15 protein-coding genes are annotated in these 18,044 nt (G+C 72.1%); 8 read left to right on the forward strand and 7 right to left on the reverse strand.

Going from position 1 to position 18,044, the window contains the following annotated elements:
* Nucleotides 1–135: 135 nt before the first annotated feature.
* The 4 genes from IE124_RS18805 to IE124_RS18820 form a co-directional block, all read right to left on the reverse strand.
* The gene (locus tag IE124_RS18805) at nt 136–1,527 is read right to left on the reverse strand and encodes a GH1 family beta-glucosidase (RefSeq protein ID WP_189508941.1); all 1,392 of its coding nucleotides are present in this window, start codon (nt 1,525–1,527) and stop codon (nt 136–138) included.
* A gap of 53 nt (nt 1,528–1,580) precedes the next feature.
* Nucleotides 1,581–2,420 carry a carbohydrate ABC transporter permease gene (locus tag IE124_RS18810; protein ID WP_189509188.1) on the reverse strand — a complete coding sequence of 280 codons (840 nt, stop codon included), beginning with the start codon at nt 2,418–2,420 and terminating at the stop codon, nt 1,581–1,583.
* A 76-nt stretch (nt 2,421–2,496) separates the two neighbouring features.
* The gene (locus IE124_RS18815) at nt 2,497–3,489 is read right to left on the reverse strand and encodes a carbohydrate ABC transporter permease (protein WP_189508943.1); all 993 of its coding nucleotides are present in this window, start codon (nt 3,487–3,489) and stop codon (nt 2,497–2,499) included.
* 11 nt (nt 3,490–3,500) lie between these two features.
* On the reverse strand, nt 3,501–4,805 hold the full coding sequence (locus IE124_RS18820) for an ABC transporter substrate-binding protein (RefSeq protein WP_189508945.1): 1,305 nt from the start codon (nt 4,803–4,805) through the stop codon (nt 3,501–3,503).
* A 172-nt stretch (nt 4,806–4,977) separates the two neighbouring features.
* Between IE124_RS18820 and IE124_RS18825 the strand changes: the two genes are divergently transcribed.
* The 7 genes from IE124_RS18825 (at nt 4,978) to IE124_RS18855 (ending at nt 13,051) form a co-directional block, all read left to right on the forward strand.
* Nucleotides 4,978–6,276: an ROK family transcriptional regulator gene (locus tag IE124_RS18825; protein ID WP_189508947.1), complete on the forward strand. Its 1,299-nt coding sequence runs from the start codon at nt 4,978–4,980 to the stop codon at nt 6,274–6,276.
* Between the two features lie 83 nt (nt 6,277–6,359).
* Nucleotides 6,360–7,028 carry a HEAT repeat domain-containing protein gene (locus tag IE124_RS18830; protein ID WP_189508949.1) on the forward strand — a complete coding sequence of 223 codons (669 nt, stop codon included), beginning with the start codon at nt 6,360–6,362 and terminating at the stop codon, nt 7,026–7,028.
* 7 nt (nt 7,029–7,035) lie between these two features.
* Complete coding sequence (locus IE124_RS18835) at nt 7,036–8,046, forward strand: HEAT repeat domain-containing protein (RefSeq protein WP_189508951.1); 1,011 nt, start codon at nt 7,036–7,038, stop codon at nt 8,044–8,046.
* A gap of 193 nt (nt 8,047–8,239) precedes the next feature.
* Nucleotides 8,240–8,905, forward strand: coding sequence for an SDR family NAD(P)-dependent oxidoreductase (locus tag IE124_RS18840; protein WP_189508953.1), 666 nt, complete (start codon nt 8,240–8,242; stop codon nt 8,903–8,905).
* A gap of 423 nt (nt 8,906–9,328) precedes the next feature.
* Entirely contained in the window at nt 9,329–10,321 is a 993-nt protein-coding gene (locus IE124_RS18845) for an AraC-like ligand-binding domain-containing protein (protein ID WP_189508955.1), read from the forward strand.
* Nucleotides 10,322–10,624: 303 nt separating this feature from the next.
* Nucleotides 10,625–12,157: an FAD/NAD(P)-binding protein gene (locus tag IE124_RS18850; protein WP_189508957.1), complete on the forward strand. Its 1,533-nt coding sequence runs from the start codon at nt 10,625–10,627 to the stop codon at nt 12,155–12,157.
* Nucleotides 12,158–12,238: 81 nt separating this feature from the next.
* On the forward strand, nt 12,239–13,051 hold the full coding sequence (locus IE124_RS18855; RefSeq protein ID WP_189508959.1) for a class II aldolase/adducin family protein: 813 nt from the start codon (nt 12,239–12,241) through the stop codon (nt 13,049–13,051).
* 151 nt (nt 13,052–13,202) lie between these two features.
* On the opposite strand, the gene IE124_RS18860 is transcribed toward IE124_RS18855, so the two are convergent.
* On the reverse strand, nt 13,203–14,795 hold the full coding sequence (locus IE124_RS18860; RefSeq protein WP_189508961.1) for an MFS transporter: 1,593 nt from the start codon (nt 14,793–14,795) through the stop codon (nt 13,203–13,205).
* A gap of 164 nt (nt 14,796–14,959) precedes the next feature.
* Here IE124_RS18860 and IE124_RS18865 point away from each other — a divergent pair, with 164 nt between their 5' ends.
* Entirely contained in the window at nt 14,960–15,577 is a 618-nt protein-coding gene (locus tag IE124_RS18865; RefSeq protein WP_189508963.1) for a TetR/AcrR family transcriptional regulator, read from the forward strand.
* A 139-nt stretch (nt 15,578–15,716) separates the two neighbouring features.
* Here the strand turns inward: IE124_RS18865 and IE124_RS18870 are convergent, their stop codons facing one another.
* On the reverse strand, nt 15,717–16,940 hold the full coding sequence (locus tag IE124_RS18870) for a styrene monooxygenase/indole monooxygenase family protein (protein ID WP_189508965.1): 1,224 nt from the start codon (nt 16,938–16,940) through the stop codon (nt 15,717–15,719).
* A 74-nt stretch (nt 16,941–17,014) separates the two neighbouring features.
* Nucleotides 17,015–17,998: an LLM class flavin-dependent oxidoreductase gene (locus IE124_RS18875; protein WP_189508967.1), complete on the reverse strand. Its 984-nt coding sequence runs from the start codon at nt 17,996–17,998 to the stop codon at nt 17,015–17,017.
* Nucleotides 17,999–18,044: the final 46 nt, after the last annotated feature.

Consider the following 18,044-nt stretch of genomic DNA (forward strand, 5'->3'; position numbering starts at 1 on the left):
CGGTGCTCGTAGGGCCCGGTGCTCGTAGGGCCCGGTGCTCGTAGGGCCCGGTGCTCGTAGGGCCCGGTGCTCGTACCGCGGAAGGCCGCCCCTGCGATGCCGGGCGGCCTTCCTGACCGGTACGGCGGCTGCCGGTCAGCCGGTGGGCGCCGCCCGGTGGGCGCGGATGATGTCCGCGTACCGCCGGCCGCTCGTCTTCACGGTCCGCTTCTGCGTCGCGTAGTCGACGTGGACGAGGCCGAAGCGCTTGTCGTAGCCGTAGGCCCATTCGAAGTTGTCGAGCAGGGACCAGGCGTAGTACCCGGCGAGCGGGGCGCCCTTGCGCAGGGCGCGGGCGCAGGCGGCCAGGTGCTGTTCCAGGTAGAGGGTGCGCTCGGGGTCGTGGACCCCGCCGTCGGGGCCGACGGTGTCGGGGAAGGCGGAGCCGTTCTCGGTGACGTACAGCTCGCGTACTCCGTAGTCCTCGGTGAGGCGCAGCAGGAGGGCCTCCAGGCCACCGGCGTCGATCTGCCAGTCCATGCCCGTGCGGGGGACGTCGGGGAGGCGGACCTCGCGGGCGTACGGGACGGGGCCGGCGGGGTCGTCGGCGACGGTCACCGGGAAGTAGTAGTTGAGGCCGTGCCAGTCGAGCGGGGTCGCGATGGTCTCCAGGTCACCGGTCTGTTCGGGGAGTTCGACGCCGTACAGCTCGCGCATGTCGGCGGGGAAGCCCCGGCCGTGGACCGGGTCGAGCCACCAGCGGTTGGTGTGGCCGTCCATGCGGGCGGCGGCCGCGATGTCCTCGGGCCGGGTGGAGGCGGGGGCGACGGTGGAGTGGTTGGTGACCAGGCCGACCCGTGCGCCGGGGGCGGCGGCGCGGATGGCCTGGGTGGCGAGTCCGTGGCCGAGGAGCAGGTGGTAGGAGGCGCGGACGGCGGCCGTCAGGTCGGTGTATCCGGGGGCCATCCGGCCTTCCAGGTGGCCGATCCAGCCCGAGCAGAGGGGTTCGTTGAGCGTGGCCCACTGGGTGACGCGGTCGCCGAGGCGTTCGGCGACGACGGAGGCGTACGCGGCGAGGTGCTCGGCGGTGGCCCGCTCCGTCCAGCCGCCGCGACTGTCCTGGACCCGGTCCTGGAGGGCCTGCGGCAGGTCCCAGTGGTAGAGGGTGACGGACGGGGCGATGCCCGCGTCGAGGAGGGCGTCGACGAGCCGGTCGTAGAAGTCGAGTCCGGCGGCGTTGACCGGTCCGTCGCCGCCGGGCACGACGCGCGGCCAGGCGATGGAGAGGCGGTAGGCGTCGGTGCCGAGGCCCTTCATCAGGGCGAGGTCCTCGGGCCAGCGGTGGTAGTGGTCGCAGGCGGTGTCGCCGGTGTCGCCGTTGTCGATCGCGCCGGGGGTGCGGGAGAAGGTGTCCCAGATGGAGGGGGCGCGGCCGTCCTCGGCGACGGCGCCCTCGATCTGGTAGGCGGATGTCGCCGTGCCCCAGGCGAAGGTCGGAGGGAAGGCCTCCAGGTCGAGCGCGGGGCGGGAGTCGGAGGATGCGGACACGGAGAACCTCTTCGTGATGGGAGGAGAGAAGGCCGAGGGGTCGGAGAGCGACGTCACTTGACCGCACCCGCGGTGAGGCCGGCGACGAGGTAGCGCTGGAGGAGGAGGAAGCCGACGACGACGGGCACGCTCACGACGAGGGAGGCGGCCATCACCTGGTTCCAGTACACGTCGTTCTGGGTGGCGTAGCCCTGGAGTCCGACGGCGAGGGTGCGGGTCGTGTCGTTGGTCATGACGGAGGCGAAGAGGACCTCGCCCCAGGCGGTCATGAAGGCGTAGACGGCGACGGCGATGATGCCGGGGGACGCGGCCGGGACGATCACCCGGAACAGGGCCTTGACCGGCCCGCAGCCGTCGACCTTGGCGGCTTCGTCGAGTTCGCGCGGGATCGAGTCGAAGTAGCCGGTCAGCATCCAGATCGAGAACGGCAGCGAGAACGTCAGATAGGTGAGGACCAGGCCTTCGCGCGAACCGAAGAGCGCGATGCCGGTGGCGTTGCCGATGTTGACGTAGATGAGGAAGAGCGGCAGCAGGAAGAGGATGCCGGGGAACATCTGCGTCGACAGCACCGTCACGGTGAAGACCCGCTTGCCGCGGAAGTCGTAGCGGCTCACCCCGTAGGCGGCGAAGATCGCGACGACCACCGAGAAGACGGTGGCCGCGCCCGCCACGACGATCGAGTTCACGAAGTAGTCGGCGAGCGGGACGGTCTCCCAGATGTCGAGGTACGGGCGGAACGTGATCCCCGAGGGGATCCACCGGAACTTCCCCGAGACGTCCTCCAGCGGCTTCAGCGAGCTGGAGACCATCACGAACACCGGCAGGAGCACGAAGGTGGTGAGCAGGGTGAGGAAGATCCGCCGGGTCCACAGGAAGGAGCGGGGCGCGGCCATCGGGGAGCGCCGGGCCGTTCGGCCACGGGCACGCGCTGTGCGGCGGGGGGCTCGCCCCGTGTGCCGGAGGGCGTTCTCAGACATCGGAGGTCTTCCTTCCGCGGGTGGTGAGCAGGAGGTAGACGCCCGTGACGACGAGGAGGAAGAGCAGCAGCAGGACGGACATGGCCGAGCCGGTGCCGAAGTTCCAGGTCTGGAAGGACGACTGGTAGATGTGCAGCGAGATCAGGTCCGCCGCTTCCGGGGCCGCCTCGCCGAACAGGACGAACGGCGTGTTGAAGTCGTTGAACGTCCAGAGGAACAGGACCAGGACGAGGATCTGGTTGACCGGCCGCAGCGACGGCAAGGTGATGTGCCGGATCTGCTGGAGGACGCCGGCGCCGTCGAGGGAGGCGGCCTCGTACATGTCCCGGGGGATGTTCTGCAGTCCCGCCATGACCGTGAGGAACGCGAACGGCCAGCCCTTCCACACGGAGACGACGAGCAGGGCCCAGAAGCTGTTGTCGCCGATGAGCCAGAAGGCGGGGCTGTCGCCGATGCCGAGCTGGTCGTGGAGGACGTGGTTGATCAGGCCGTTGTCCCGCTGGAACATGAACGCCCACGTGATGACGGCGGTGTAGACCGGCAGGGCGTACGGGACGAGGAAGAGGGTCCGCAGGAAGCCGCGGCCCCGGAACTCCTCCTGGAGGAAGATCGCGGCGGCCGTCCCGAGGAACCAGCACAGGGCCACGGACAGGACGGTGAACAGGCAGGTCGTCAGGAAGGACTTCAGGAGCGCCTGGCCGACCGGGGCGTCGAAGTCGATCGAGACGGCGAAGTTGTCGAGGCCGGCCCACGGAGCTGCGGACCAGTCGCGGATGTAGAACTGGGTGAGCTCCTTGAAGCTCATGCCGATGCCCATGAGCATCGGGACGAGGTGGACGAGGAGTTCGAGGAGCAGGGCGGGCAGGAGCAGCAGGTACGGCAGTGCGATGCGGCGACGCCCGGAGCGGCGTGGTGCGGGCGCCCCTCCGGGTGCGGCCTTGCGCACCGCCGGCTCCCGCTCGGGAGCGACGGCGGTTCTGGTCATGGAGGGGCTGCCTACTTCTTGGGCATCTGCTGCTGGGCCTTTTCGAGCTTGGCCCGCACGGACTCGGTGGTGACGGGCCGGCCCGCGGCGGCGTCCGCGAACAGTTCCTTGACGGCCGTGCCGACCACGGTCTCGAACTGGGACTCCTCCGGGACCTGGGGAAGTGCGGCGGCGCTGGTGGCGAGGGTGTCGCGGATGACGTCGAGGGCCGGGTCGGCGAACACCGGGTCCTTCTGGGCGCCCTTGACCGGCGGGACCGATCCGTAGGCCTTGTTGAGGAGGATCTGCTCCTCGTCGCTGGTCATGAACTTCACGAACTTGAGGGCGCCGTCGAGGTTCTTGGTGTTCTTGAAGACGGCCATGTTGATGCCGGCGACCATCGAGTTGGTCTGCTTGCCCTGGCCGGGCTTGCCCGCGGGGACCGGGGCCGGGGCGACGCCCCACTCCTCGGGGGCCATGCCCTGGGAGGCGAACGTCTGCGAGGGGGTCTGCCACAGGACCATGCCGGTCCTGTCCTTGGCGAAGTCGCTCAGGGACTGGTTCTGGGCGTACTCGGCGTTGCCGGGGGCGACGATCTTCTGCGTGGCCATCAGGTCGACGTACTGCTTGACCGCCGCGACGGCCCCGTCGGAGGTGAAGTCGGCCTTGCCGTCGGCGGTGAAGAAGTCGGCTCCGTGCTGCTTGGCGAGGACGAAGACCTGGTGGATGTTGTTGGACAGGTTGGAACCCTCGACGCCGATGCCCCACTTCCCGTCCTTGCTCAGCTTCTTGCCGGCGGCGGCCACCTCCTCCCAGGTGGTCGGCGGCTTGGCTATGCCGGCGTCCTTGAACATCTGCTTGTTGTAGTAGAGGGCGTAGGCCATGGAGTAGAGCGGGACGGCGGCCGGGTCCTTGCCCGCGACGCCGGTGGAGCCGAGTGCGGAGTCGACGAAGCGGTCCTTGCCCCCGATGGCCTCGAAGTTCTTGGCGTCGAACGGCAGCAGCGCGCCGGTGGACTGGAGGGAGGCGCTCCAGGTGTTGCCGATGTTGAGGACGTCGGGACCCTGGCCGGAGGTGGTGGCGGTGAGGATCCGGTTGAGCAGGTCGGACCAGGGGATCACCTCCAGCTTGACCTTGATGCCGGTCTCCTCCTCGAACCGGTCGAGCTCGGGCTGGAGGACCTTCTTGTCGACCTCCAGGCTGGAGCCCTGGTTGGTGGCCCAGTAGGTGAGGGTCTTCGGCGTCGCCTCGCCGCTCTCCCCGCCGCCGCAGGCGGTGGCGGTGAAGGCGAGGGAGAGGGTGACGGCACCGGTGACTGCGGCTCTGATTCTGCGCATGGCTCCTGGGCCCTTTCGGGGGGTGACGGGGATGCCGAACGAGGGGAGCGCCTGGACCGCTCTCCGTTACATCGGCTTAATTTAGGATGTGAGTTAAACCCCACGGGAAGGTCGCGTCAAGGCCTGTACTGCGGGTATGTTGCAACGAACGACTTCAGAGACGGGGACCCAAGTGCACGCGAGAAGTGGCCGCACGGTGCGTGACCTGCGGCGTGAGAACCGCACCGCTGTTCTGCGCAGGCTGTACTTCGACGGGCCGGCGAGCCGCCTCACGCTCGGCCCCGAGACCGGCCTGAGCTCCGGCTCGGTCAGCAACGTCGTCGCCGAGCTCATCGCGGAGGGTCTGGTCGAGGAGGCCGGCAGCGTCGACTCGGCCGGCGGGCGCCCCCGTACCCTGCTGCGCGTCACCCCGGACAGCGCGTTCATGATCGGTGTCGACATCGGCGAGACCCGGATCAGGATCGAGCTCTTCGACCTCGCCCTCGCCGAACTCGCCCGCGCCGAGAGGGCCTTGGCCAGCACCGGGCCCCGCACCGGGCGTTATGACGTGGACCTCGTCGTCGCCCACCTGCGCGACGGCATCGCCGAGGTGCTGCGGGCCGCGGACGTCCCCGCCGACCGACTCCTCGGCGTCGGCGTCGGCGTCCCCGGCATCGTCGACCACGGTGAGGACGGCGCGGTCGTCCACGGCCAGACCATCGGCTGGGACACCGTCCCCCTCGAACGACTGCTGCGCGCCGCCGTGGACCTGCCCTCCACCGTGCCGTACCGGATCGACAACGGCGCCAAGACCCTCGGCCAGGCCGAGATGTGGTTCGGCGCCGGCCGTGGCGCCCGGAGCGCCGTCGTCGTCCTCTTCGGCTCCGGCGTCGGCGCCTGCTCCGTCACCGACCCCATGGAACCGGGCCGCGCCCTCGAATGGGGACACCTGACGGTGCGGGTCCGGGGGCGGCGCTGCCGCTGCGGCTCCCAGGGCTGCCTGGAGGCGTACGCCGGCGCCGAGGCGCTCCTGGAGCGATGGCGCGAGGCCGGCGGGCGGCCGCCGGCCGGGGCCGACGAGGAGACCGCGCTCACCGCCATGCTCACCGCCGCCCACCCCGACGATCCGGGAACCGCGCCCGACATCACGGCCCTCGCCGTCCTGGAGGAGACCGCCGAGTACCTCGGCGCCGGCTTCGCCGACCTCGTCAACCTCTTCCAGCCCGAGCGCATCCTCGTCGGCGGCTGGGCGGGCCTCCAGCTCGGCGACCGCTTCCTGCGCTCCGTGATCCGGTACGCCGGCGAGTACGCGCTCCGCTACCCGGCGAGCCGCACCAGCATCGGCCTGGGCACCCTCGGGCCCGAGGCGGTCACCGTCGGCGCGGCGCTCCTGCCGCTGGCCGACTTCTTCGCCCGGGGCGGCCGCGGCCCCGAGCCCCTGCCCTCCGCACCCGCGCCCGCCTGGCGCGCCGCCCTCCAGGACCGCGTGTGACGCGCGGAACGGCACCGCCGGACGGCGCCGCTTGACCTTGACACCGTGACAAGGCCTTCACTGGGGCCGAGGAGGTGGTCACGATGACCGAGCGGAAAGACGCCGCGCACACACCCCGGGCCCTTCGAGGTCTGGAGCACGACAGCCCGTCCGTGCGACTACGGGCGGCACTGGAGGTGGGGACGAGCCCCGAACCGTGGTGCGTGGAGGCGCTCATCGGGCGGAGCGCGGTCGAACCCGACTTCTCCGTCCGCGAGATGCTCACCTGGGCCCTCACCCGCCACCCGGCGTCCACGACGGTCCCCGGGCTCGTCGGCGAACTCCGCTCGGAGCACGGCCAGGCGAGGAGCCAGGCACTGCACACGCTCTCCAAGATCGGGGACCGGCGGGCCTGGCCGGCGATCACCCGGGCGCTGCTGACCGACGCCGACGACGAGGTCGCGCGGAGCGCCTGGCGGGCGGCGGTGGCGCTCGTGCCCGAAGGGCAGGAGGCCGAGCTGGCCGGAGTGCTGGCCACGCAGCTCGGGCGCGGCGGACGCGAGACCCGGCTGAGCCTCAGCCGGGCGCTGATCGCGCTCGGCGAGGCGGCCGTGCCGACGCTTCGCGACGCGACCGGCCATCCGGACCCGGACCTGCGCCGGCACGCGCTCGCCACGGAGCGCCTGGCGCGCGACCCGGATGCCGGATTCGATTTCGCGATCGAGGAGGCGAAGCGCATCGTGGCGCTCGGCACGACCGGCCGGGAGGAGTGAACAGACGGTGTTGATCGGTGAGGTGGCACGACGGTCCGGGGTCAGCGCCCGCATGCTGCGGCACTACGAGTCGCTCGGCCTCGTACGGCCGACGGGGCGCACCGACGGCGGCTATCGCGAGTACGCCGACGAGGACATCCGGCGGATCTTCCACATCGAGAGCCTGCGTTCGCTGGGGCTTTCGCTGCGTGAGGTCGGACGGGCGCTCGACGATCCCGGCTTCACGCCCTCGGAGCTCGTCGACGACCTCATCCGCCAGGCGCGGGAGCGCGTCGCCGCCGAGACGGAGCTGCTGACGCGGCTCCACCGGATCGGGGCCGCCGAACCCGCCGACTGGGAGGACGTCCTGCGGACCGTCGCGCTCCTGCAGGCGCTGCACTCGAAGAGCGCCCGTACGCGGCAACGGGCGGCCCTGTCCTCGGCGGATGGTGAACCGGTCGCCTTGGAGGCCCTGGTCGAGGCGGTGCTGCGGGAGAGCGACCCGATCGTCGCGGGCGCCCTGCGCTGGGCTTTGGCGCGGGGGGCCGAGGGCGCAGCGGCGCTCCTCGCGGAGGGCCTCGCCTCACCGTCGGCCGAGGTACGGGAGCGCGCCGTCCGGTCCCTCGCCGAGATCCCGGACGAGGAGGCGACGGCCCCGCTCCGTGAGGCGCTCGCGCACCCGGACGCCGTGGTCCGGGGGCACGCGGCGCTGGCGCTCGGGGCCCGCGGCCTGGCCGAGGCGGTTCCGGTGCTCATCGACATGATCGTCGAGGAGACGAACGACGTCGACGCGGCCGACGCACTGAGCGCGCTGGCCGGCCGTCCCGGGTCGGCGGACGGGATCGCCGCCGGGCTCGTCGACCGCCTCGCCCACGGCACCGCCGGGGCGCCCGCACGCCGACGGCTGGCGCAGGCCCTCACGGACATCCCGGGAGCCACGGCGGCCCGCGCCCTCGCGGAACTCGCGCGCGACGAGGACCGGTCCGTCGCACTGACCGCGGCGTACATCGTCGAACTGCGCGAAGGGCGGGAGCGGTAGCCGTAGCGGTAGCGCAGTCGGACACGCATGCGAGCGGGGCGGAGGGCGGTGCCGGCAGCGCCCGCGGCCCGTCGTCACGCTCCGTGTCCGGCGTCCGCCCGCGCGGGGGGCACGTCCTCGTGGGCGGTCCGGGAGGGGCCGGGGATCCTCGTACGCTCCCCCCGTAACCATTCGCGGGAACAAGGGAGTTGTGGTGTCCACAGCAGTCGTGGTCGGCGCCGGGCCGGGGATCGGGAAGGCCGTGGCCTCACGGTTCGCCCGTGAGGGGTACTCCGTCGCCGTGATCGCACGGAGGCGGGAGACCGTGGACCGGGTCGCCGGGGAGATCGGGCGGGAGGGCGGCAGGGTGCTGGCGCTGACCGCCGACAGCACGGACGAGGCGGGGCTGCGGGCCGCCCTCGACACGGCCGGGAAGGAGCTCGGGCCGGTCGACGCGGCCGTCTACAACGCCGCGCTCATCCGGCGCGACGGCCCCGGGGAGCTCGACGCACGGGGGCAGTTGGAGGCCTGGGCGGTGAACGTGGTGGGCGCGCTCACCACCGCGAACCACGTGGCCCCGGGCATGGCCGGGCGGGGTGGCGGAACGATCCTGGTCACGGGCGGCATGCCACGTGTCGACCCGCGCTACGTGAGCCTGGGCCTCGGGAAGTTCGGCGTCAGGACCCTGGTCGACCTGCTCGACGCGCAGTACGGTCCGGCCGGGGTCCACGTGGCGTCGGTGACCGTCCCGGGGGCCGTGGCCCCGGGTACGGCGTACGACCCGGACGACATCGCGGAGCACTACTGGCGCCTGCACACCCAGCCACGGGACGGCTGGGAGCGCGAGGTCGTGCACGGCGGAGTACCGGTCGCTCAGTAGGGGCGCCGCCGCCCCCGCCGTCAAGGCATCCTTTCCGGACTCCGCGCCCCCGGGACGGTCCGAGATCACGCCCCGAGCGCGCCCGGGACGCGTCCGTACGTCCCGGGCAGGAAGGCAAGGGCCCCTTCGGTCAGGCACCGACGGGGCTTCGGCCATGTCCGGGACGTCCCGGTCTTCGTGAATGTTCCATGAACTACACAGCGCGACACAGCTCGTATCCCCTTCTCGTGGATATACACGAAGCAGGAATCCTTGTTCGAGCTGCGCTGACGCAAATCCAACTGCCGGGCGTCCGATCCGATGCAGCAGGATGAGGAGCATCTGTGAAGAGAACCGATATCGGTCCTCAGGAAAGGAGAACTCCATGCCCCGCGATCCTCAGGGCAAGTGCATATCTCTTTCGGCGGCACCTGGACGATTCACATGAGCACGGTCCTGCTCGACCCGCCCGGACCGGTGCGCACCCTGCGCACGGGGGAATCCGATCTGCAGCGGGGATTCCACGCCTGGGGTGATCTCGTCACGGACGCCTGCGGCCCGCTGCGCGTCTTCCGCACCGAGCCCGGCCGCTTCGAAGGGACCATCGCCACGGGCACCTTCGGCACCGTGCAGATCGCCGAGGTCCAGGCCGGGCCGCACGCCGTGGAGCGTACGGCGCTGCTCGCCACCAGGGCGGCGACCGCACCGCTCCACCTCGCCTGCGTCCTGGAAGGAGAGGTCCGCGTCCGTCAGGGCGACCTCACGGCCGTCGCCCGGGCCGGCAACCTCTTCTGCTACGACAGCTCGCTCCCCTTCTCCCTCTGGATGCGGCAGCCCATCCACATGGTCACCGTGAAGTTCGACCACCAGCTGGTCGATCTCAGGGCCGGGGCCGAGCACCCTCTGCGCGCGGCCACCTGGTCCGGCTCCGAAGGGGCCAGCGTGCTCCTCGCCGACCTCCTCCGCAGCGCCGCGCGGAACATGTCGCGGCTCGACCCGGCGATAGCGGACCACCTGGGCAGCAGCGTCGCCAGCCTGGTCGGCGCCGTCTGCTCGGAGAAGCTCGGCGAAGCGGTGCCCGACCCCGTCCTGGCCCGCCGCGCCCTGCTGCACCGGATCAAGGCCTTCGCCCGAGCCCGCCTCGGCTGCTCCGAGCTGAGCCCCCGGCTGCTCGCCAGGACGCACAAGATCTCCCTGCGCTACCTCCAGCTGCTGTTCCAGGACGAGGACAGCAGTCCCGCCCTGTGGATCCGCAACGAGCGGCTGCGCCGCTGCCGGGACGACCTCTCCGACCCGCGCACCGCCCATCTGACGGTGGCCGGCATCGCGGAGCGCTGGGGCCTCGACAGCGCCTCGCACTTCAGCAAGCTGTTCCGCGAGCGCTACGGGGTGGCCCCGCGCGAGTGGCGCCGCCAGTCGGCACGCGGGCTCCCCTGACGGGTGTCCCGCCCGCCCCATCGACACCCTCTCCCCCGCCCTTCCCGTTCTCTTCCTCGCTTCCCATAGCGGCGCGCACGCCGAACGAGCGTGCGCAAACCCGTTATGCCGCATGCGTGTTCGCGCCAGCGGCACCGACGGGAAGCCAGGAGACTGGAGACCGATTTCACAGGTTTTTCGGTTCGACTCTCCCGGCCTTCCGGTCCACGCCTTCTGTATTTCTTTCCTCACCTGTTCCGATCGGTTTTCCCTCGGTAAAAGAACGGACATCATCCGCGCCATTGAACGGGGTTCGCTCGAATGTTGTTTCCTGCGAGAATCGGCATCATCGGAGGCGGCGCCTCCGCCGTATGCCTGCTCGACGCTCTGAGCCGGCGCGACGAAATTCCCGAGTCGGTCACGGTGTTCGACCCGTCCCCGCACCTGTGGCGGGGCCGTGCCTACCAACCCGACGCGGCGACCCTGCGGGTGAACGCCCCGCCCGAGGACATGACCGTGCGGGCCGGCGACCCGGAGCACTTCACCCGGTGGCTGGAAGCGCGGGCCGTGGTCCTGGGCCCGGGCACCGACCACGTCGATGCCCGATCGGGCATCACCTTCCCTCCCCGGGCCCTGTACGGCGACTACCTGGAGCAGTGCGCCCGCAGCGCGCTGAACCGGCTCGCCGCCCGCGGCTGCGCCATCCGCCTGGTCCGGGCCGCCGTGGTCGACCTGGCGCGCGAGGACGGCGCCCTCGTCGCGTACACCGCGGACCGCGCCGCGTACGCCCTCGACCACGCCGTGCTCTGCGTGGGCGCCGGGGAGCCGGCCGACCCGCACGGGCTCACGGGCACGCCGGGGTTCGTCGCCGATCCGTACCCGGTGGCCCGGCGGCTCGCCGGCATCGGCGAGCGGGACCGGGTCGTCGTGGTCGGCAGCGGGCTGACCGCCGTGGACGTGGTGCTGCACCTGACCGCCGCCGGACACACCGGCGAGATCCTCATGGCCTCCCGGCGCGGGGTGCTGCCGAGCGTCCGCCAGCGGCCGGTGGAGCGCCACCCGCGCCATTTCACCGCCGCGCGCTTCCGCGCGATGGCCGCACGGGGCGAGCGGCTCTCCGTCGCCGACGTGGTCGCCCTCATGGGCGCCGAACTGGCGGACGCCGGGTCGTCGCTCGACTCCGTCGCGGCCGAGATCGCGACGACAGGCACCGAGGACCCCGTCGAGCGGCTGCGACGCCAGCTCGGCCTCGTGGACGGCTCCGACCCCGGCCTGCGGCTCCTCCAGCACGCCGTCCCGGACACGGGCCCCGACGTCTGGCCGCTGCTGCCCGAGCATGAACGGACCCGGCTGCTGCGGGACCACTACCGGACCGTGATGAGTCTGTGCTGCCCCATGCCGCCGGCCAGCGCGGCGACGCTGCTCGACCGGGCGGACCGGGGCCTGCTGCGGATCGTCCGCGGCGTCGACCGGATCACCGCCCGGCCCGCCGGCGGCTTCCGTGTGGTCGGCGACGCGGGCGTCCAGGACGCCGATGTCGTCGTCAACGCCGTCAGCCCCGCCTCGCACCGCGTACCGCGCGGCGCGTCGGCGCTCGTCGACGCCCTGGCCGGCAGGGGACTCGCCGTCCGGCATCCGCGCGGCGGCGTCCACGTCGCCCGGTCGACGAGCGGGCTGCTCGCCGCCGGCGAGACCGACCGGCGGATCCACGTCCTCGGCGACCTCGCCTCCGGGTCGCTCTTCTTCACCTTCGGCGTGCCCTCCCTGGTGGACCGGGCCGTCGACATAGCGGACGCCGTCCACGCGGAGGCGGCCCGCACGCCCGTCGGGTCCGCGGACCCGGTCCGCGCCCTGTGACGCGGTACGGCCCGCCGGCCCCCGCGACCCTCCCCACGCACGGCCGGACACCGGCCGCCCCACACGACGAGGAGCTCCCGCATGACTGACACCGCCACGCAGGAACGGGCCGGCTACCTGGCCGACACCCACACCGGCCTGCCCCTGCCCACCGAGCCCGTCTTCGACTCCGTCGCGGACGACCGCAGGCACCGCAAGCAGCGCCTGACCGCCGCGCTGCGACTGTTCGGCAAGTACGGGTACGGGGAGGGCGTTTCGGGACACATATCGGTGCGGGACCCCGAGGGCGACGACCTGTTCTGGGTCAACCCCTTCGGCGTCCCCTTCAGCCGGGTGAAGGTCCGCGACCTGATCCTGGTGAACTCCGAGGGCCGCGTCGTCGAAGGCCGCCACCGGCTCAACCCCAGCGCCTTCGTGATCCACTCCGCCATCCACCGCGCCCATCCGGGCGCCGTCGCCGCCGCGCACGGCCACACCCCGCACTCGCGGGCGCTCGGCGCGCTCGGCAGGCTCCTCGAACCGCTCGACCAGGAGTCCGCCGCCTTCTACGGCGACCAGGTCCTCTACAGCGACTACGAGGGCCCGTCCATCAGCCTCGCGCAGGGCGAGGACATCGCCGGCCGACTCGGCGACAAGCGGGCGATCCTGCTGCGACACCACGGCCTGATCACCGTCGGCGGCTCGGTCGACGAGGCCGTGCACTGGTTCTTCACGTACGAGGCCGCCGCCCAGGTGCAGTTGCTGGCGTCCGCCGCCGGGGAGGTGAAGCCGATGAGCCACGAGCAGGCCGAGGCGGCCCGCGACGGCTTCGGGGACCGCCACCTCGGCTGGTTCAGCTTCCAGCTGCTCTGGGACGAGATCGTGCACGAGCAGCCGGACCTGCTCGACGAGTGACCCCGGACGGGCCGCCCGGGCCGTTGCCCCAGGGCAGGCAGCCCGGGCCGTGACCGGCGCGAGAGGCCGCTCCCCCGTGAGGGGAGCGGCCTCTCGTGTACCGGCGACCGGCCACCGACGACCGGTCACCGGCGTCCGCCCCGGATCCGGGTCAGCGCCCGGACCTGCCGGCGGACTCGGCCGTACGGCCGTCCGCCTCCTCCGCACCGCCCGAACCGGCGGAGGCAGCAGAACCCGCCTCCGGGGAGCCGGCGTTCGAGGAGTCGGCCTTCGCGGAGTCGGCCTTCGCAGTCCCGCCGGCCTTCCGCCGGGCCGCCGCCGCGGCGATCGGCACCGAGAAGGCCGAGACGGCGGCGATCAGGACGATCACCCAGATGCCCTGGTGGTACCCGCTGAGCGACTCGGCGTGCGAGGGACTCTCCTCGCCGCCCATGCGCACGGTCACCACGGCGAGCACCACCGCGGCGCCCACCTGGTAGCCGGTCTGCAGGATGCCCGCGGCGAGCCCCTGCTCGGACTCGTCGACGCCCGAGGTGGCCGCGACGTTGGCCGCGGTGAAGGCGAAGGGGAAGCCCACACCGATGAGCACCATGCTCGGCAGGATGACGAACCAGTACGAGGAGCCCTCGCCCACCCTCAGGAAGAGCAGGAAGGCGACGGTGTAGGCGAACATGCCGCCGAAGACCGGCCGGCGCAGTCCGGTACGGCCGAGCCACTTCCCCGCGCGGGGCGCGAAGATGAGGATCATGAGGCCGATCGGCAGGAAGGCGAAGGCCATCTGCAGCGGGGACCAGCCCCGGTAGGACTGGAGGTAGAGGCTGCCGATGAACTGGTAGCTCATGTAGGTGCCGAGGATCGCCGCGGCGATGAGGCTGGCGCCCACCAGCGACTTGTTGCGGAGCAGGCCGAGCCGCAGCAGCGGCTGCGGGCTGCGGTTCTCGATCGCCACGAAGGCGGCGAGGAGCACGGCCGCGGCGGCGAGGACGCCGAGGGTGACGCCGGAGAACCAGCCCGCGGACGGGGCCTGCACGATGCCGTACACGAGGAGCAGCATCGCGGCGGTGACCGTGATCGCGCCGGCGGCGTCGAAATGCCGCTTGGAGCCGTCGTGTGCCGGATCCTTGGGGACCAGGACGAGGGCTCCGATCAGGGCGGCGATCGCGACCGGCACGCCGAGCACGAAGGTCCAGCGCCAGCTGGCCTGGGTGAGTGCGCCGCCGACGACCACGCCGATCGAGTAGCCGATGGCGCCGCAGGCCGTGTAGATGCCGAGGGCGCGGTTGCGCTGCGGTCCCTCGGGGAAGTTCCCGACGACGATCGAGAGGGCGGAGGGGGCGGTCAGCGCGGCACCGATGCCCATCACGAGCCGGCCGACGATGACCAGGAGGCCGCTGTTGGCGAGACCGCCGAGGAGGGAGCCTGCCGCGAGGACGGTGAGGCCGACGAGGAACACCCGCCGCCTGCCGAGGAGGTCGGACATCCGGCCGCCGAGCAGGAGGAAGCCGCCGAAGCCGAGGACGTATGCGCTCACCACCCACTGGGCGGCGGACGTGCTCATGCCGAACTCGTCCTTGATCTGGGGGGTGGCGATGCCGACCATGATGTTGTCGAGCGCGTCGAGGGAGAACGCCCCGCACACCACCACGAGCATCAGCCATTCCCGCAGGCCCCAGCGCACGCGGGGTTCGGGGTCGCTCGTACCGGGTAACGCGCCGCCCGCCGTGGCGTCGTCCGCGATAGTCATGAACTGGATCTCCTTGTCGGACCGACCGTAGAGTCGAAGGGAAGGACGAGGGCAGGACGGAGTGACCGCCGGTTTCCCCGTGGGGGGCAGCGGACGACACCACTTCTGTACTAACCTCTACAGAAGAGGCTATCGACCGGCTGATCGGCCGTCAAGGAGGACATGTGGCCCGCACCGGACGCCCCCGCAGCTTCGACCGGGACGCCGCACTGCACACGGCGATGCTCGTCTTCTGGGAACGCGGTTACGCCACCACGTCGACGACCGACCTGAGCGCCGCGATGGGCATCAACCCGCCCAGCCTGTACGCCGCCTTCAAGAACAAGGAGCAGTTGTTCCGGGAGGCCATCGAGCTCTACGAGCGCACCGAGGCGGAGTCCTCGCGCCGCGCCATGGACGAGGCGCCGACGGTTCGCGAAGCCGTCGCCGCGCTCCTGCACGGGAGCGTCGACCGCTTCACCGCCGCCGACCGGCCGCGCGGCTGCATGATCGTGCACGCCGCGAGCAGCTGCACCACGGACCACGAATCCGTACGGGACTTCGCGCTGCGCTGCCGGGCCCGGACCAAGTCCACCCTCAAGGCCCGGCTGGACGCCGCCGTGGCGGGCGGGGAGCTCGCCGAGGACACGGACACGGACCGCATCGCCGCCTTCTACACCACGTTCCTCAACGGCCTCTCGCTGCAGGCGCGGGACGGGGCCGAACGCGCCCAGCTCCACGAGCTGGTGGACATGGCGATGTCCGTGTGGAGCCCCCGTACCGGTCCGCTGGTCGCCGCGTGACGTAGGGCGTGCGGAGACGAGTCGAAAGACGGCCGGGCCGTGCCGCCCGGGCCCGCTCCCCCACGAGGGGTGCGGTTCCCGGCGGCACGGCCCGGCCGTGCGCGCTTTCCGGCTTTCCTTCCGCGACTGACCGTCCCCCTCAGTACGTGCCCTCCGTGATCCTTTCGAGCCAGGCCCGGGTCGCGTCCGGCGTCCTGACGGCCTCCCACATGTCGGCCGGGTGATTGAAGTTGGCGACGAACGCGTCGGCGACGCGCTGGTCGGCCGTGGCGTTCACGAAGATCCCGCCCAGGTGCTCGACCGGGGGCGCGACGTTCAGGTTCGACCAGGCGACGACCGGTTCGGCGATCCGCCACAGCCGCTCGGCCGCCCGCTCGACGAACGCCTCGTCGAACGGTCCGCCGGCGACGATGAGTTCGGCGATCTCGAAGGCGATGCGCGAGCCGAGGTTGGCGCCCTGCCCGGCGAGCGGGTCGTTGACGATCCAGGCGTCCCCGAGGGCCAGCGCGAACCTGCCCGAGTCGAGCGCGGCCCAGCCGCGGCGCACCACCGGGGTGAGGCCGCCCTGGATCACGTCGCCGGGGCGGCGGATCCCGAACTCACGGTCGGAGATGCGCTCGCGCAGGTCCGGCGCGTACTCGGCGACGAGCGACAGGAGGGTCTTCTCGAAGCCGGCGGGGTCCTCCGCGTGGTCGTAGGAGGCGAGCTGCTCCAGGGCGCCGCCCGGCAGGCCCTCCACGACGATGCCGTGCACAGGTCCTTCGTCGGTCAGGATGCGGGTGGAGAAGATCTCGCCCGCCTCGGAGACCTGGAAGTGGATGTGGCCCGGGTCGACGGGCGCGATGCCGTGGAAGAGGCCGGCGGTCAGGACGCGCTGGGGCGCCGTGTACGGCGAGCGCTCCGGATCGCGCGGGAACAGACCGGTGGTGGCGGCCCGTCCGCCGGCCACCACGACCAGGTCGTGGTCGCGGGAGATCCGCTCGATCTCGGCGGCGTCGGGCCGCAGCACGACCACCCGGCCGCCCCGCTCCAGGTAGTCGGCGGTGAGCGTGGGCAGGTAGAGGCGCAGGTCGACGCCACTCGCGGGGGCGTCGAGGCGGCCGAGGAATCCGATCCCGGCCCCGCGCGCCACGAGGCGGACGCCGAGGGTGTCGTTGTCCCCGCCCTCCCAGTGCGAGACGCCCAGTTCGCGCTCCCGGTCGAGGGTCCGGCCGAACCGGACGGGGAGGCTCAGCGGGCGCCCCGCCGCGAGCTCCTCGGTGCTGCGCTCGGCGTAGACCGTCGTGGTCACCCCGGCCTGCTGGAGTCGCAGGGCGAGGTGCAGGCCCGAGATGCCTGCGCCGACGATGGCGATGTCTGACATGGTGCTCCTTGCTCCTTCTGGGGACGGGCTCCAGGGGGTGTCCTGCTGATCGGGAAGACACCTCCCAGGGGGTGTCAGGCGAACTGCGGGAGGACGTGCTCGGAGAACAGTTCGAGGGAGCGGCGGGCCCGGTCGGCGGGCAGGCCCGGGGCGCGGCCGAAGAAGATGACGCGCTCGACGTCGCCGAGCGGCTTGATCCGGTCGCGGATCCCCTCGGCGACCACGTCCGGCGGGCCCACCAGGAACAGTTCGCGCGGCAGGTCGTCCACGGACGGCAGCCCGGGGTTGCCGAACCACTCCTGGAACTTGTTCAGCAGGTACCAGTAGTGCTCCCGGATCTCCTGCCAGCCCTCCTCGGCGTCCTCGCACACGTACACGCCGGGGGTGACGATGGCCGTCAGGCCGAAGGCGGCCGGGTCGTGTCCGTGCTCGGCGAGGGTGCGCCGGTACAGGTCGAGGATCTCCGGCGGGGTGCCGAGGTCGGGCAGGAAGCGCAGCCCGTGGCGGCCGGCCCGCCGGGCCGCGGCCTCGCTGCCGCCGCCGATCCACACGGACGGCGGGCTCTGCGGGACGGGGGTGACGGTCACGTCGTCGAGGGCGAAGTGCTTCCCTGCGTACGAGAAGGGCTCGCCGGTCCAGGCTCGGCGGAGGATCTCCACGGTCTCCTCGGTACGGGCGCCCCGCCTGGCCCGGTCGAAGCCGAGGGCTTCGAACTCCTTCTCCCGGTAGCCCGGAGCGATGCCGAGCTCCAGCCGGCCGCCGGAGAGCAGGTCGGTGACGGCCGCGTCCTCGGCGAGCCGCAGCGGATGGGTGAGACCGGCGAGGACCATGGCGGTGCCGAGGCGGACGCGGCTGGTGCGGGCCGCGATGGCGGCGAGCGCGGGGAACAGGGACGGCAGGTAGCCGTCGTCGGTGAGGTGGTGCTCGGACAGCCAGACGGACTCGAACCCGAGCGTCTCGGCGTCGGTGGCGAGCGACAGCGTCTCCTCGTAGACATCGGTCCAGGGCCGCCGCCATCCGGCCGGGTTGCGGAAGTCGAGCCAGATGCCGAATTTCACTGTGTCTCCTGGGAGTTCGGGGTGGATGCGGTCGGGCGGGTGGGAC

Origin of the sequence: Streptomyces narbonensis (assembly GCF_014649015.1) — a bacterium.
Taxonomy (GTDB): Bacteria; Actinomycetota; Actinomycetes; order Streptomycetales; family Streptomycetaceae; genus Streptomyces; species Streptomyces narbonensis.

Coding starts and splice junctions, on each gene's coding strand:
- IE124_RS18810 (WP_189509188.1), bottom strand. CDS start 2,420: ATGGCCGCGCCCCGCTCCTTCCTGTGGACCCGGCGGATCTTCCTCACC.
- IE124_RS18815 (WP_189508943.1), bottom strand. CDS start 3,489: ATGACCAGAACCGCCGTCGCTCCCGAGCGGGAGCCGGCGGTGCGCAAG.
- IE124_RS18820 (WP_189508945.1), bottom strand. CDS start 4,805: ATGCGCAGAATCAGAGCCGCAGTCACCGGTGCCGTCACCCTCTCCCTC.
- IE124_RS18830 (WP_189508949.1), top strand. CDS start 6,360: ATGACCGAGCGGAAAGACGCCGCGCACACACCCCGGGCCCTTCGAGGT.
- IE124_RS18845 (WP_189508955.1), top strand. CDS start 9,329: ATGAGCACGGTCCTGCTCGACCCGCCCGGACCGGTGCGCACCCTGCGC.
- IE124_RS18855 (WP_189508959.1), top strand. CDS start 12,239: ATGACTGACACCGCCACGCAGGAACGGGCCGGCTACCTGGCCGACACC.
- IE124_RS18860 (WP_189508961.1), bottom strand. CDS start 14,795: ATGACTATCGCGGACGACGCCACGGCGGGCGGCGCGTTACCCGGTACG.
- IE124_RS18870 (WP_189508965.1), bottom strand. CDS start 16,940: ATGTCAGACATCGCCATCGTCGGCGCAGGCATCTCGGGCCTGCACCTC.